The organism is Arthrobacter sp. IK3 (assembly GCF_051337705.1).
Classification (GTDB): Bacteria; Actinomycetota; Actinomycetes; order Actinomycetales; family Micrococcaceae; genus Arthrobacter_B; species Arthrobacter_B koreensis.
In genome coordinates, this window is record NZ_JBPPSW010000005.1 from 194,253 (window position 1) to 208,640 (window position 14,388).

Consider the following 14,388-nt stretch of genomic DNA (forward strand, 5'->3'; position numbering starts at 1 on the left):
AATCCGGGTCAGCGAACCGCCGCTGGTTCCCGCGGCGGTTTCCCATCCTAGCGCTGCCGGGCATGCTCCGGCCGCTGCGCCCGGGGGGACGCCGACTCAGAGGTTGGCGTCCGTGTAGCTGCCGCGGGCACGCTCAGCAGGGGCGGGCGCATCGGAGGCGGATCCAAAAACGGCAGTGTAGCTGTCTACAGCTGCTGCAGGGGTTCGGTGTTCCGCGCCGTCAAACCGTGCGGTGTAGCCGTGGCCGGAGGCGGCGCCGGACAGGAGAGCATGCCGGTGTGCGGGAACTGACCCGGGCCGGCCGAAGGCTGCAACGTAATTGCCGCCCAGCGCAGCGAGGCGCCCGGCCGGAACGGTCCGTTCAATGCGGCTCTGGCCCTGCTGCCGCACTGCGGCCCGGTGCTGGATGGTGCGGGCGGGGGCGGAAGTGGTTGTCTCGAACATTGTTCTCCTCATGGGTCGGAGGCCGGGCAGCCGGGCAGCACAAAGTGCACCGGCTCCTGGGCGGCGTTGCGTCAAAAGTGGGAGCAGCCCGTCTGGCCGGGCTGCACGGGTCCTCGGTCCATTCGCGGGTGACCGGCTGTGGACGGGAAGGCCTGGCGGTAGGCGTCAGGCGTTGATAAGACTCTAGCAGTTATTCTGAGTCATTCATAAAAAGCGGGATGTCATTCACCTCTCATTTCTGCCGGGTCCAGCCGCCGCGGATAGAGTTGGCAGCATGAGCAGCACGCCCGCACGGACCCGTAGACCCGTCTTTCTCCTCATCCCGCTGGGCGCGCTGGCCGGCGTGGCGCTCGCCATGGTCAACTTCCAGCTCACTACCGCCTCCCTCGTCGAGCCTGGAGACCTCTCCAGCTATGTCCTCTGGACTATCGTGGGCGGCGCGGCCCTGGGTGGATCGTTCGCCTGCCCCGCCAGCGCAGCCGCATACGTGGGAGCTTCAGCGGGTAAATCCCCGCGGTTCTGTGCAGGCGCTGCTGGTGGGGCCCTGGCGGCGTGCTGGCTGCTGTACGCAGCCGTGTCAGCCTCCGGAGGAACGCCGGTCACCTGGCTGCTGCCTACCGCTGCCGCCCTTACTACTGCTGGCGGCATGTGGGTCATCTGGACTGCGGTCCGGCGCTCCGTTCCCCGCGCGTAAGGCAGCGCGGGGTCTCCGTCGCAGCGCCGGTCAATCCGGGCTAATAGTGTGTGAATCACCACTACGCCTAAGGGTTGAGTGCGGCATAACTGTGATCTGCAACCATCCCCGCCTGCAGGCCGGCGGGACCGTACCTGCCGGCCCGCTGGAGACCATTCAGGCGGCTGAAATGGGGAATTCCTTCACTGCGCCCCACTCTCCGGCGAGGTGTCGTTCCCCTTGAATCCGGGGCTTTTGCCCCGCACCCGGACCGGCCATGCCGTCCTGCCGACCCCGCGGCAAAGCGCCGTCAGCGACCGCCCGGGGGCCCATATCGGACCCGGCTGGCATGTGGCGCGCGGGACTGCTGTGATAAGACTAGACAGCAAGGTGCTCAGCTAACACGCGTGACTCACTGCACACAATGGCAACACGGCGTCGTTACCGAATTGCAATCAAAAAGAAATTGCTGTTAGTGTCCTTGGCATGCCGCAGTCCTGATGCGGCGCCCCGGGCTCGTTACCTAGCTCTGCCGCTTGGCCGGGGTCCCTTTTGCAATACGACGGCAGGGGCGGGGGAACCAATTTTTTGGGTCCTTTGAATCCTTGGGGTTAAGCCGACCGGATGAGACCGGCGGCCGGGTGACTCCCATCCGAACCCGACAGCTCACCTCGCAGGTATAGGGAGAGGTAATACCTTGTCTTCTAAGAATCGCGGACGTCACTGCGCAGAGTCCAGCATCTGGACCAGCATCGCAAAGGCAGCACCCGTCAAGGCACGCACTGTAACCGGAACCGCAGCAGCCGTCGTAGCAGGCTCAGGCCTCATGTTCGGCATGGCAGCACCGGCACAGGCCAGCGCAGTCATCAACGAAACCCCGGCACCGGCAGCCAGCACCTTCGCTCCGGCCGCCCAGCCCGCAGCCCCCCAGCCCGCGGTTGCCCCGGCAGCTGAAACCCCGGCTCCGGCGGCGGCCGTAACCCACACCGTAGTGTCAGGTGACACGCTGAGCGAAATCTCGGCCTCCTACGGCGTCACCCTGGACAGCGTCCTGGCGCTGAACGGGCTGTCGCTGGCGTCCATCATCTACCCCGGTGACGTCATCACTGTTTCCGGTGAGGCCGCCGCAGCTCCGGCCGTGGCCGCAGCACCGGTGGAGACCTACGTTCCGGCTGAGACCTATGCGGCTCCGGCCGAGGCCGCAGCCCCCGCTGCTTCGTACACCGATCCCGGCACCTTTACCGGTTACGAGAGCAACGTCACCACGCAGGCTGTGACCCCGGCACCCGCCGCGGCAGCTTCCGGCGCCGGCGCAATCATGGTCAGCTCCGCCTACTCCCAGCTCGGCGCCATGCAGGACTGCACCGTCCTGGTGGAGCAGGCACTGCGCGCTGCAGGCCACTCGGTGGGCGACCTGTCCCCCGCACAGCTGGCTGCCTACGGCACCCCGGTCTCCGACCCGCAGCCCGGCGACATGATCTACTACGCCAACGGCGGAGCCGGTGTCCCCCACATCGCCATCTACATCGGCGACGGCCAGGCCATCCACAGCGGGATGAACGGTAACCAGACCGTTATCGCAACCGCAAACCTCGGCTCCGGCCCCGTCTACTACCGCGCATAGTCTGCGTAGCCGCCGGTTCTTGCCGGCAGCACCCAGGGCGCCCCTTTCGGATCCCGAAGGGGGCGCCCTGCTTTAATGCCGCGGGCATCCCTGGCAGATCCGGGAACCCGGATCAGCCCGCTCTGCTCCAGGCAGGGTGCTCAAGCCCCGAACGTGAAATAATGGAACATGCCAGACTCGCGGCCGGCAGAACCTTCACCCATGTGCTGGTACCGCCTCCGCGCTCCCGCCACTTCGCCTACGGGGCCTGTAGTGGGACGGTGTTCCCCTCAGCGAGCCGGTCCATCTGGCTCGCAAAGGCGGATACCGGGTCAGGATTCGACGCAGCCAGAGGTAATCACATTGACGTTTAACGTAGGTCAAACCGTAGTCCACCCCCACCACGGTCCCGCAGCTATCCGCCGGGTTGCCACCCGCAAAGTCCGCGGCGAAGACATGGAGTACCTGGTCCTGGAAGTCCAGGCGAACAGGCTCGAGGTCTGGGTCCCGCTGGCGAAGGCTGCCGAGGTTGGACTGCGCCCGGTGCTTAACGGAGCGCAGCTTCAAAAGCTGATGGAAGTCCTCAAGGCAGGCGCGGATGCCGAAGAAACACAGTGGTCCAGACGTTTCAAGGAGAACACTGAACTGCTGGCCAGCGGCAGCATCACGGATGTTGCCCGGGTGGTCCGCAACCTCACCCTCCGTTCACTGGAAAAGGGACTTTCCCACGCCGAGCGGGACATGCTGCGCCATGCCCGGCGTCCCCTGCTCACTGAGATTTCGCTGTCCCTGGGCGTCACGGAGGATGAGGCCGCCGCGGTGCTCGACGGCGTCTGGCAGGCCTCCTCAACGTCCCTTGCTGAGCCCGTCACCTGATCCCCGTTCCCGCGCACGATTGCGGCGTGCACAGGCCCGGCAACGCGAAACAGTGTTGCCGGGCTTTTTCGTGCCCGGTCCCAGCCTCGTTGTGGTGCTGTCCGCCTGCGACGCATCACGTGCGTGTTTTGGTCCTTGCGGTAGCCGGGGCGGTCCACGGGTCCTCCGGCCAAGGATGGCGGGGATAGCGCCCGCGCATTTCTGCGCGCACCTGTGCATAGGGACCGGACCAGAAAGACGCCAGGTCATCGGTCACAGCCAGCGGACGCCCCGCGGGTGAAAGCAGATGGAACTGCAGGCGGGTCCGGCCGCCGGCCAGGAGCGGGGATTCAGCCCAGCCAAAGCACTTCTGGAGTTTCACCGCCAGCACGGGAGGCCCGTCGTCGTCCACCTCCGGATAACTGATCCGTTCCTGCGTTCCGCTGGGAACCAGGATCCTCTCCGGCACCAGTTCTGCCATCCTGGCGGCCTCTGGCCAGGGCAGCAGGCGGCGCAGCGGATCGAGGAGATCGATGCCCGCTGACCGCGCGCCGCCTGCAAGTGCTTCCAGCTCCGGCCCCAGCCAGCCCTCCAGGCCGGCAAGGAGGGCTGGCTCCGAAACGTCGGGCCAGGGTGGACCCAGCACACGGTGCAGCAGCGCCAGCCGGCGGCGCAGGGCGTCGGCCGAAGCCGACCAGCCGATGGCGTCGAGGCCCTGGCCGGCCAGGGCCCGCGCCACCGCAGCCCGTCCCTCCGGGGCGGCCGGCCGGACCGGCGTGGAGGAAAGCTCAATCGAGCCGAGCCGCCGAACCCGGCGCGCGGTCACCTTGCCGGAGTCGAAGACTGCAGTAACGTCCTGCGTGAGCAGCTGGGAGGCAGCTGCTTCTGCTTCTTCCGGCCGAAGCGGTGCAGCGGCGCGGATCACTGCGCCCGTGCCTGACGCTGCGCGGCCTGCGGCCCGGGAAACCTCAGCCACCGCCAGCCAGTCATGACCGCGGAGCGGGCTGTCAGCGGGCAGTCCGGCCCGGGTGCCCGATGCCAGCAGGTACTGCTCGCCGGCAGCACCGGAAACACGCCGGGCCACCCGGTCCGGGAAAGCCAGCGCCACCATCGTCCCTACGGCGTCACTGGCGGCCGGGGATGTCTCCGTGCCTGTGCCCGAAGCAGCTTTCGCGGCCGGTTCAACGAGACGCTGCAGGCGCCGGGCCTCACGGTCGAATGCATGCGAACCCGGGTCCCTGCCGGAGCGGAGTGCAGCGAGAAGCCGCACCAGGTCACCGCCGGACGGCCGGCTGTCTCCCGCGAGCATGGCAGTGATCTCCGCCGCGCTGCGCGCGCCAAGGATCTGTGAACCGTCCAGCAGCGCGCGTGCCAGGCGGGGATCGGCGGGGATGCGGACCAGCCGGTGTCCCGTGTCCGTAGCCTTGCCGTCCGCATCGACGGCGCCGATTCCCTTCAGCACGGCCTCGGCATCTTCGAGGGCGGCCGGGGGGAGCGGCTGCGGCAGCGCGAGGCCACGGCCGCCCGGCGTTCCCCAGCAGGCAAGGATCAATGCGGCAGCGGTAAGGTCCGCTGCCGCGGCCTCGGGTGTGGGATGCGCCGGCGCCGCTGCGTAGGCGGCTTCCGAATAGGCCCGAACTACCGTTCCCGGTCCCTGCCGGGCGGCGCGCCCGGCCCTTTGGCGCGCCGATGCTCGGGACGCACTTACGGTGACGAGTCCGCTCATCCCCCGCGCCGCGTCCCGCCGCGGTTCGCGCGCCAGCCCGGAGTCAACCACCAGGCGGACCCCCGGAACAGTGAGGGAAGACTCAGCGAGGGAGGTGGACACGATAATGCGCGGCCTGTCCCCGGCGGACCGCCCGGACACCGCACGGTCCTGCTCAGCAGCCGGAGCTTGGCCATGCAGTTCGAGGACTTCCGTGCCCGGGCCGGCCTCCTGCCGCAGGATCCGCGCAACATGGGACACTTCCCGCGCACCGGGAACAAACACCAGGGCATCAACGTCCGGGGTCCCGGCCAGGGCGCGTGCATGCTCCCGGACGGCGAGCCCGGCCAAGGCATCAAGGAAGGCCGGCGTGACTCCGCGTTCGTCCAGGCGTGCCGCGGCGGGCGGTTGCCATTGGACGTGGAGCGGATAGAGCGCCGAGGGGCAGTCGATTACCGGGGCAGGCACTTCGGAGGTTCCCACCAGCCCCGCGAAGTGTTCCGTGTCCAGAGTGGCGGACATAGCGCAAAGCACCAGGTCCGGCCGCAATTGGCGCACCTCCGCGAGCAGGCCTATGAGCAGGTCGGTTTCAAGGCCGCGTTCATGGACTTCATCCAGCACGACGGCGCCGGCCCCTTCCAGGCCCGGATCAGCCAACAGCCGGCGCAGCAGGATCCCCGGGGTCACAAACTCCACCAGCGTTTGCGCTCCGGTCCGGTTTTCGCCGCGGACCGTGTATCCCACACGCTCCCCGACCCCGCTGCCGTCCAGCTCCGCCAGCCGGCGAGCGGCTGCGCGCGCTGCCACCCGGCGGGGCTGGGTCACGATGACGCGCGGTAACCCGCCGCCACCACGGTTGCCCGTCTGGCCGCCCGCCACCAGGTTGGCAACCAGGGGCGGCACCAGGGTTGTCTTGCCGGTGCCGGGTGGTGCCTGCACGACGGCGGCACCTCCCGGGCGCGCCGGTCCGTGCTGGTCCGCAGGATCCGCTGCGGGCCCCAGGGCCTCCGCCGCTGCCGGCAGCGAGGCCGCAAAAACCAGCCCGCGGCCCAGGACCGGGAGGTCGAAGGGTCCGCCGGGCAGTTCCAGGCCGGGTTTGGGAGTACTCACCGGACCATTCTCCCCCGGAGCGCCGTCCGGGCGCACAGCCGTGGACAGGTCCGCGCTGCTGTGGAGAGCCGGTGCTCAGCGGCGCAGCACCTTCCGTGCAGTCTGGTTACCCAGGAACTGGACCAGCTGCACCAGAACGATGATTACTGCCACGGCCGCCCAGGTCACCACCGGATTGAATTGCCGGTACCCGTATTGGATGGCAAAGTTACCCAGGCCGCCGCCGCCCACGTACCCCGCCACCGCGGACATGTCTACGAGCGCAACGAAGATGTACGTGTACCCCAGGATCAGTGGTCCGAGTGCCTCCGGAATCAGGATGGTGGCGATGATGCGCCGCCGTCCGGCGCCTACCGATCTTGCCGCCTCAATGACCCCGGGCTGCACAGTAAGGAGGTTCTGTTCCACGATCCGGCTGATGCCGAACGCGGCGGCCAGGGACAAGGTGAAAATAATGGCGTTGTTGCCAATTCCGCTGCCGGTCACCGAACGTGCCAGCGGCTGGGCCGCCGCGAGGAAGATGATGAACGGGATTGGACGGAAGATGTTCACCAGCACGTTCAGCACCCCGAAGACGGCCCGGTTGGCCAGCAGGGCCCCGGACCTGGTTGTGTACAGGCCCAGTCCGATGAGGAGCCCGCCTATCCCGCCGAAGAGCAGGCTGAGGCCCACGATCCAGAGGGTTTCCCCGACGGCGGTCCATAGCTGCGGAGTGAGCGGTATCAGGTCCTCCATGTCAGCCCAGCTCCGTAACTTTGAGTCCGTGCCCGGCGGCAGCCAGGGCAGTGTCGATTGCGGAATCCCCGCCCTTGAGGGCGAGGGTCAGGTGGCCGAATGCCCGGCCGGCGACGTCGTTGATTCCGCCGTAGACCAGCTCGAAGTCCACCCCGGCAGCCGCAAGTTCCAGGAATACCGCCGCCTGTGAAGCGGAACCGTCCCGAAACGACAGCGTGACCAGCCGGCCCTCGTGCCGTGAGCGCAGTGCCTGGAGTTCCGCTGCGGACGGCACGCCGCGCACAACCGTGGAGACGAACCTGCGGGATGAATCCTGCCGGGGATTTGAAAACACGTCGAAGACCTCACCCTGTTCCACGATCCTTCCGCGCTCCATGACAGCAACCCGGGTGGCGAGGTCCCGGATCACTTCCATTTCATGCGTGATAACCACGATGGTGATGCCCAGTTCCTGGTTTACCCTGCGCAGCAGCGCGAGGACTTCGTGTGTCGTTTCCGGGTCGAGCGCAGATGTGGCCTCGTCCGCCAGCAGGATCTTCGGCGAGGCGGCCAGGGCACGTGCAATCCCGACGCGCTGCTTCTGCCCCCCGGAAAGCTGTTCAGGGTAGCTGTCGGCCTTGTCCGCGAGCCCGGTGAATTCAAGGAGCTCATTGGTGCGTTCGGCGATTTGGGCCCTGCTCCGCCCGGCGACCCGCAGCGGATACGCGATGTTGTTCCGCACGGTCTTGGAACTGAAGAGGTTGAACTGCTGGAAGATCATGCCGATGTCCTGGCGGAGTGTCTTCAGCTTCCTCTCCGGCACACCGGAGACACTGCGGCCGTCCACCGTGATGTCTCCGGACGTGCAGGTTTCCAACCCGTTGATGAGCCTGACGAGGGTGCTCTTGCCCGCCCCGGAGTACCCGATGATTCCAAAGATCTCCCCCGGTTCAATCTCCAGGCTGATGTCTTCCAGGGCGTTGACTGCCAGGTTGCCCTTCCGGGCAGCCGGATAGATCTTAGTGACGCTGCGCAGTGTTATGAGGGCCATGGTTCCGCGTTTACTTGCCCAGGTTCCGAATGTCTTCCTGGACATCCGCGAGGGACGCCTGCAGGTCCGCCTGCGGCACTTTCAGGAAGCGGGCAGTGTTGCCCGAGGCTTTCTGGACACCGTCCTGCACCGCCTGGGTGTCCTGGTAGATTTCCACCAGCTTCTGGTACGTGGCGTTTTCCTCCTCACCCGCGCGGGCAGCGAAGATGTTCACGTACGGAATCGCCTTGGGATCCGCGGGGTCGTCCTGGGCTATGGCGTCGGCAGCGCTGAGCCCGGCGTCTTCGACGAAGTCGTTGTTGATGATCGCCGCAGCAACGTCCGGCAGCGAGGTAGGCGTGAGCGAGGCTTCCAGGGTGGTGACCTTCACCTTGGACTTTGCCTCATCAATGTCATCAAGGGTGGCGAAGGCACTGCCGCCGTCGGTAAGCGAGACGAGCCCTGCGGACTGCAGCACCAGAAGACCCCGGGCCAGGTTGCTTTCGTCATTGGGCACCGCCACGGTGGCACCGGCGGGGATGTCTTCCACCGAACCGTACTGGGTGGAGTACAGGCCCAGCGGATAGATGGCGGTGGAACCCACCGGCACCAGATCCTCGCCGGAGGATTCGTTGTAGCGCGCAAGGTAGATGATGTGCTGGAACTGGTTCAGGTCCAGCTCCCCCTCAGTCAGCGCCGGATTGGGCTGCGTGTACTCTGCGAAATCAATGATTTCGACGTCGATGCCCTCGGCCTCGGCCGCTTCCTCGTACGTCGCCCAGTAGGGATCACTGGCACCGACGACGCCGATTTTGACGGTTCCTTCGTCACCCTCGGCTGAACCGCAGGCCGCCGCTCCCGCGAGAAGGAGCGGCACGGCGGCAAGGGCAAGGAACTTCCGGTTGATCTTCATTTTGTGGTTTCTCTCCGGTCAGGATCGCGGCGGGCCGCGAAGAAGGGGTGCGCTGGCCGCTGTGAGGGCAGTGCCCGGCGCCGTACTTGCCCTGCGGGAAGTCCCGCGGCAGGGCCGAATCTTCACCTGGAGCACCCCGCTTACGACGAGAGGGTTGCTGTCCAGCCGGCCAGGGCCTGTGGCTGGAACTCTTGATTCATGGATCACGCTAGGACCGGAAAGCCCCAGGTGCCACTCCACTGACGTTCGGCGTCGCGTGCCGTCACACGGAGACCATGTCCGCAACAGAAGGACACAAATCCGCGGTGCGGACGGTTTCGGTACGTCCGGCCCGGATTCCCAAACGGCGCCCCAATGGGTAAAGCTGGGAGGCATGGTCCCACCGGGTCTGCCAGCGGATGAGTGTGGGATGCCCCCGGAGAGAGGAAGCAATGAGCCCTGAGACGGCAGCGGAAGTCCCGCCTGCACCTAAGGAGGTCTGCGCGCTGGCAGCGTCCCATGGATTGTTCCTGGATGCAGACTCTGTTGAATTCAATGAAGCGGGCCTCGATTACCGGGTTGTCTTTGCTGCGGAGTCCGGTACCGGGAAGACGTGGGTGCTGCGGCTGCCGCGCCGCCCGGACGTCGCAGCGAACCAGGAACGTGAGGAAGCGATACTTGCCTTCGTACGGCCGCGGCTCAGCGTCGCAGTGCCCGACTGGAAGATCCAGGAACCGGACCTTGTCGCTTACCCGCTCCTCCCGGGGAGTCCGGGCCTCACCATCGGTGAAGGAAACCAGCCGGTCTGGCATTTCGACCCGGCGTCGAGCGGCTACCTCGCGTCATTGGGAGACCTCATAGCCTCCCTGCACGGCACCGACACGCTCGCCGCTGCAGCCGCCGGCGTCCCCGTTGAGACCCCTGAACAAGTCCGCGCACGCTGGGCCAGGGCACTCGATGACGCGCTGGCTGAGTTCCGCATTGATTCGGGCCTACTTGACGGCTGGCGGCGGTGGCTCGATGACGACGGGTTGTGGCCGGAACGTACGGTACTCACGCACGGCGAGCTGTACCCGGCCCATCTCCTCCTCGATGATGCTGACCGGATCGTCTCGGTCCTGGACTGGACCACAGCCAAAGTCAGCGACCCGGCGTTGGAGTTTATGTATGTCCGGCTCGTCTCTCCGGATTCCTTCGACGCCGTGGTGAGCCGCTACCGGGACACGGCGGGCGTTGCCGAGCCCCGCCTGGCTGAGCGCTGCAGTGCACTGATCGCTGCCGGTCCATTGAACTACGCGATGTTCGCCCTGACCACCGGCCGGCCGGAACACCGGGAAGCCGCCCGGGCCCAGTTGCTGCAGTCCTAGGGGCGGCGCATCGATTTTCCTCCACCCTGGGATTGCCGCTGAACGGGTTTACACTGTAAACGGAACCGGATTCGGCAGGCAGTCCGGGAATGAACCGGTACAACCGCTCGGAGGCAGTCCCATGGCAGCGAACCAGCCGCTCAGCCCCGCAGGTATTGCCCGAACGGCGGCGCGGATAGCGGATGAAGAGGGCCTGGAGGCGGTCAGCATGCGCCGGGTCGCCGGAGATCTTGGTGTCTCCGCCATGGCGCTCTACCGCCACGTTGCGGGGCGCGGGGAGCTGCTCCTGCTGATGGCTGACGCCGTGAAGAGCCATTCACTGCTGCCAGAGGGCGAACAGCGGTGGCAGGACATGCTGGCCCACATGGCCGGATCCCTATGGCGGACCTTCACTGCCCACCCCTGGCTGCTTGGCATCATTCTTAGCCCCCGCAGCCTGGTCAACCTCGCCGCGCCGGCTGATGTGGAACGGCTGCTGTCCGCGCTCTCCGCCGCCGGCCTGGATGAAGACGAGGGTTTCGACTGCCTGCTGGGCATCTCGGCCGCAGTCATCGGCACCGTGACCGTTGCCGGGGCTGCCGGCCCGGCAGGTGCCTCCCCTGCGCGGGCGGGGTCTAATCCGGCTGCTTCCGCACCGGCCGGGTCCGGGCAGGACGCAGGCGAACCGGAGCCGCAGGACACTGACGGCCATCCCCGGGCCAACCGCTTCGGACACCGCAGCATCAACGACGAGGTCTCCCGTCAGTCACTGGACTTCCTGGTGGCGAATTTCATCCGTGGCATCGAATCCAGCCGAGCCAGTTGAGAGCTTTGGCCGCCTCGAGATCCTGGTGAACAATGCCCATGCGTCGGAGCAGGCTTCCATTCTGGCGTAGTCTCCCCATCAAGCTGTATTAAACGGTGCGCCACCCCGGTACCGCCGAAGCCGGGTAGCTGGTCACTGCGGAAGCATCGAGCAGGAACTCCGCCTCCTCGCCCACCACCAGGGACAATTCAGCCGCGGCGGCGGGGCTGATGTCCGCCGCCAGTCCGGCGCCCCGCACCCGGATCCGGTCCCCCTGGGGCTCAAGGTCCGTCACCGTTACGCCGAGGATCTCCCGGCCCGGGTCCGCCGTGCCGGCGGCGCCGGGCCTTCGAACCGCAATGGCCGACGGCGGAAACACGGCTAGCAGCGGGACGCCCTGTACACCAGCGCCGGCGTCGGGCACTGCGAACGACAGTCCTCCGGCAGCCAGGAGGCGGTTCCCGCGGACGTTCCCCCGAACCAGGTTGAGCCCGGCAAGGCTGGCCGTGAAGGGGTTCTGCGGGCGGCGCAGCACTTCGGCCGGCGGGCCGGACTCGACGATCCGGCCTTCCTGCATTACCAGGACCCGGTTGGCCAGGGTCAGGGCATCGAGCACGTCATGCGTGACGATCAGGGCGCTGCGCCCGGCCAGCACCCGCTTCAGCAGCCTGCGCATCAGCGGAACCGTTTCAACATCCAGGGCGGCCATCGGCTCATCCAGCAGCAGCAGGTCCGGTTCCGCAGCCAGGGCACGGGCCAGCGCCACGCGCTGCGCCTGGCCACCCGAAAGTTCCCCCGGCCGTTTGGCGGCCAGTGCAGCGGCATCAGCTTCGGCGAGCCAGCGACGGGCAGCTGCCTGTGCCTTCCTGCGCGGAACACCCGTGCTGCGCGGACCGAACGCAACGTTCTCCTCCGCACTCAGGTGCGGAAAAAGCAGCGCTTCCTGGGCAAGGAGAGATGTTCCGCGTCGATATGCCGGCAGGGACATGCCTTTGCCCTTGGCGCGGTGGAAGAGCGTGGTGCCGTTCAATTCGGCCCGTCCGTCGTCGGCATGGACCAGGCCGGCCAGAAGCGAAACAACGGTCGACTTCCCCGCCCCGTTCGGACCGAGCAGGGCCACGGTCTCTCCGTCTCCAACGTCAAAACGGACGTCTATCCCCCGTTCCGGAAGCACCGCCTCGATCCGCAGCCCCATTAGTCGGCTGCTCCTGCCGTGGCTGAACGTCCGCCGGCGGAACGCGTGTCCGCGGAGCGTGCCGGAGCAGACCGGTAGGACAGCCCCACCACAACTACGGCTACCAGGACGAGCACGAGCGAAAGCGCCACCGCAGCGTCCGCGTCGGCCTCCCGCTGCAGGTAAATTTCCAGCGGGAGGGTCCGCGTGACCCCCTGCAGGCTGCCTGCGAAGGCAAGGGTGGCACCGAATTCGCCCAGGCAGCGGGCAAAGGAGAGCACCGCACCGCTTGCCAGGCCGGGGAGGACCAGCGGTACGGTAACCCGGCGCAGGACGGTCCACGGGCGTGCTCCGAGCGTCGCGGCCACGGCCTCATAGCGCGTGCCGGCGGTCCGCAGGGCGCCCTCGAGGGTGAGGACCAGGAAGGGCAGCGCCACGAAGGTCTGCGCCAGGACGACGGCGGCCGTCGAGAAGGCGACCTGGACGCCCATCGCCTCGAGTGCCCCGCCAAGGAGCCCCTGCCGCCCAAAGGTGTAGAGCAGGGCGATGCCACCCACCACCGGAGGCAGCACCAGGGGAAGCAGTACCAGTGAACGCACCAAGCGTTTCCCCGGAAAACGGGCCCGGGCAAGGACCAGCGCCAGGGGCACGCCCAGGAGCACGCAGAGCAGGGTACTGGCAGCTGCCGTCCGCAGGCTCAGCGACAAGGCAGCGAGCGAGGATTCGGATGTGACCAGTGGAATGAACTCGGCCCAGTTGACCTCCGCTGCCACCGCGGCCAGCGGCAGCAGCAGGAACAGCGCTCCGGCGGCGGCACCGGCCAGCACCCAGCGCGGCAGCGGCACCGTATTGCTACGGGACACCAAATCCGGCCTCCTGCAGGGCTCTCCGGCCCTCGTCTGCGCCAACATAGCGGACAAACGCATCAGCCAGGCCGCTGTCTCCAGCCGCGGCCAGCCGAACCATCGGATACCGGTTCACTGCCTCCTTCGCCTCGGGAAACGGCACCTCCTGGACCTTGCCTCCAGAGGCACGGACGTCAGTGACGTACACCAGCCCTGCATCGGCTTCTCCTGAAACCACCTTGCCCATGACGCCCGTGACGGACGATTCTTCGCTCACTGGTGCGAGCAGGATACCGGCGTTCTGGGCCAGTTTTTCCGCTGCAGCACCGCAGGGAACCTGCTCGGCACACACAACCACCTGCACCCCGGCAGCCGCGAGGTCCGCGAAGCCGGCGATTCCCGCCGGATTTCCCGGCGGCACCGCGATGGTCAGCGTATTCGTTGCAATATTCCGGGGTTCTTCGGCTGCCATTCCCGCATCCACCACCTTGGCCATGTTGGCCTCGTCGGCGGAGGCAAAAACGTCCGCCGGAGCTCCGGCGAGGATCTGGGCGGCGAGGTCCGCGGAGCCGGCCAGGTTCAGGCGCACAGTTGTCCCGGGATGTGCTGCCTCGAAGTCCTCCGCCAGCCGGGTGAAAGGCGCGGCCAGGGACGCCGCAGCGAACACCGTTAGTTCAGACGTGCCGTTCTGTTGGTCACCGGCAGGAACCGCACACGCACTGAGGCCCAGTGTCCCGATCAGGAGCAGGGCAGCCAGGACCCTGCCTGGGCGGCACCGGCTCACGGGTGTTTCTTTCCCGGCGGCACTTCAACCATGACGTTCGTCGCCTTGACCACCGCCGTGGCAGTAGAGCCCAATTCCAGGCCAAGTTCGCGCACCGCCTCGGAACTCATGAGGGAAACCACGCGGAACGGACCACACTGCAGTTCAACCTGCGCCATCACTTTGTCCATGACGATCTCCGTCACCAGTCCCACGAACCGGTTCCGGGCCGAGCTGGCAATTTCCGTCGGGTCATCCGGCAGCTGGGCCTGCCTTCGGGCGAGCTGCGCGAGTTCAAGGCTGTCGATCGTCTGCCTGCCACTGGCATCCCGGTGCCCGGTCAGGGTACCGTTCTCAATCCAGCGGCGCACTGTGTCGTCACTGACCCCCATGAACCGTGCCGCTTCGGCAACTCGCAGGCTAGGCATG

The 14,388-nt window shown here is 67.1% G+C and carries 14 protein-coding genes and 2 riboswitches; of the genes, 5 read left to right on the forward strand and 9 right to left on the reverse strand.

The window, feature by feature from the left end; genetic code table 11:
- Positions 1-96 precede the first annotated feature (96 nt).
- Complete coding sequence (locus ACSLGO_RS08730; RefSeq protein ID WP_436400932.1) at positions 97-444, reverse strand: hypothetical protein; 348 nt, start codon at positions 442-444, stop codon at positions 97-99.
- A gap of 274 nt (positions 445-718) precedes the next feature.
- Here ACSLGO_RS08730 and ACSLGO_RS08735 point away from each other — a divergent pair, with 274 nt between their 5' ends.
- The 3 genes from ACSLGO_RS08735 (at position 719) to ACSLGO_RS08745 (ending at position 3,596) form a co-directional block, all read left to right on the forward strand.
- Entirely contained in the window at positions 719-1,138 is a 420-nt protein-coding gene (locus ACSLGO_RS08735; protein WP_436400933.1) for a hypothetical protein, read from the forward strand.
- Positions 1,139-1,645: 507 nt separating this feature from the next.
- A riboswitch (cyclic di-AMP (ydaO/yuaA leader) is annotated at positions 1,646-1,811 on the forward strand.
- A gap of 3 nt (positions 1,812-1,814) precedes the next feature.
- Complete coding sequence (locus tag ACSLGO_RS08740) at positions 1,815-2,741, forward strand: C40 family peptidase (RefSeq protein WP_263128901.1); 927 nt, start codon at positions 1,815-1,817, stop codon at positions 2,739-2,741.
- A gap of 342 nt (positions 2,742-3,083) precedes the next feature.
- A complete protein-coding gene (locus tag ACSLGO_RS08745) occupies positions 3,084-3,596 on the forward strand; it encodes a CarD family transcriptional regulator (protein WP_176697587.1) in 513 nt (170 codons plus the stop codon).
- Positions 3,597-3,711: 115 nt separating this feature from the next.
- On the opposite strand, the gene hrpB is transcribed toward ACSLGO_RS08745, so the two are convergent.
- The 4 genes from hrpB to ACSLGO_RS08765 form a co-directional block, all read right to left on the reverse strand.
- Entirely contained in the window at positions 3,712-6,390 is a 2,679-nt protein-coding gene (gene hrpB, locus ACSLGO_RS08750; RefSeq protein WP_436400934.1) for an ATP-dependent helicase HrpB, read from the reverse strand.
- 75 nt (positions 6,391-6,465) lie between these two features.
- Entirely contained in the window at positions 6,466-7,125 is a 660-nt protein-coding gene (locus tag ACSLGO_RS08755) for a methionine ABC transporter permease (protein ID WP_091605201.1), read from the reverse strand.
- 1 nt (position 7,126) lies between these two features.
- Positions 7,127-8,155, reverse strand: coding sequence for a methionine ABC transporter ATP-binding protein (locus ACSLGO_RS08760; RefSeq protein WP_436400935.1), 1,029 nt, complete (start codon positions 8,153-8,155; stop codon positions 7,127-7,129).
- A gap of 10 nt (positions 8,156-8,165) precedes the next feature.
- Positions 8,166-9,047, reverse strand: coding sequence for a MetQ/NlpA family ABC transporter substrate-binding protein (locus ACSLGO_RS08765; RefSeq protein WP_091605206.1), 882 nt, complete (start codon positions 9,045-9,047; stop codon positions 8,166-8,168).
- Between the two features lie 77 nt (positions 9,048-9,124).
- A riboswitch (SAM riboswitch) is annotated at positions 9,125-9,244 on the reverse strand.
- A 234-nt stretch (positions 9,245-9,478) separates the two neighbouring features.
- On the opposite strand from ACSLGO_RS08765, the gene ACSLGO_RS08770 reads away from it, so the two are divergent.
- Positions 9,479-10,393: a macrolide 2'-phosphotransferase gene (locus ACSLGO_RS08770; protein WP_436400936.1), complete on the forward strand. Its 915-nt coding sequence runs from the start codon at positions 9,479-9,481 to the stop codon at positions 10,391-10,393.
- Positions 10,394-10,514: 121 nt separating this feature from the next.
- Entirely contained in the window at positions 10,515-11,198 is a 684-nt protein-coding gene (locus tag ACSLGO_RS08775) for a TetR/AcrR family transcriptional regulator (RefSeq protein WP_152274391.1), read from the forward strand.
- Between the two features lie 88 nt (positions 11,199-11,286).
- On the opposite strand, the gene ACSLGO_RS08780 is transcribed toward ACSLGO_RS08775, so the two are convergent.
- From ACSLGO_RS08780 to ACSLGO_RS08795, 4 genes are read right to left on the reverse strand one after another with little or no spacing between them, the layout of a single operon-like run.
- A complete protein-coding gene (locus tag ACSLGO_RS08780; protein WP_436400937.1) occupies positions 11,287-12,372 on the reverse strand; it encodes a sulfate/molybdate ABC transporter ATP-binding protein in 1,086 nt (361 codons plus the stop codon).
- Complete coding sequence (locus ACSLGO_RS08785; RefSeq protein WP_386916494.1) at positions 12,372-13,217, reverse strand: ABC transporter permease; 846 nt, start codon at positions 13,215-13,217, stop codon at positions 12,372-12,374. The genes ACSLGO_RS08780 and ACSLGO_RS08785 overlap by 1 nt, the downstream gene beginning before the upstream one ends.
- Positions 13,204-13,980, reverse strand: coding sequence for a molybdate ABC transporter substrate-binding protein (modA, locus tag ACSLGO_RS08790; RefSeq protein ID WP_436400938.1), 777 nt, complete (start codon positions 13,978-13,980; stop codon positions 13,204-13,206). Before modA ends, ACSLGO_RS08785 begins: the two co-directional genes overlap by 14 nt.
- On the reverse strand, positions 13,977-14,387 hold the full coding sequence (locus ACSLGO_RS08795; protein WP_436400939.1) for a TOBE domain-containing protein: 411 nt from the start codon (positions 14,385-14,387) through the stop codon (positions 13,977-13,979). The genes modA and ACSLGO_RS08795 overlap by 4 nt, the downstream gene beginning before the upstream one ends.
- Position 14,388: the final 1 nt, after the last annotated feature.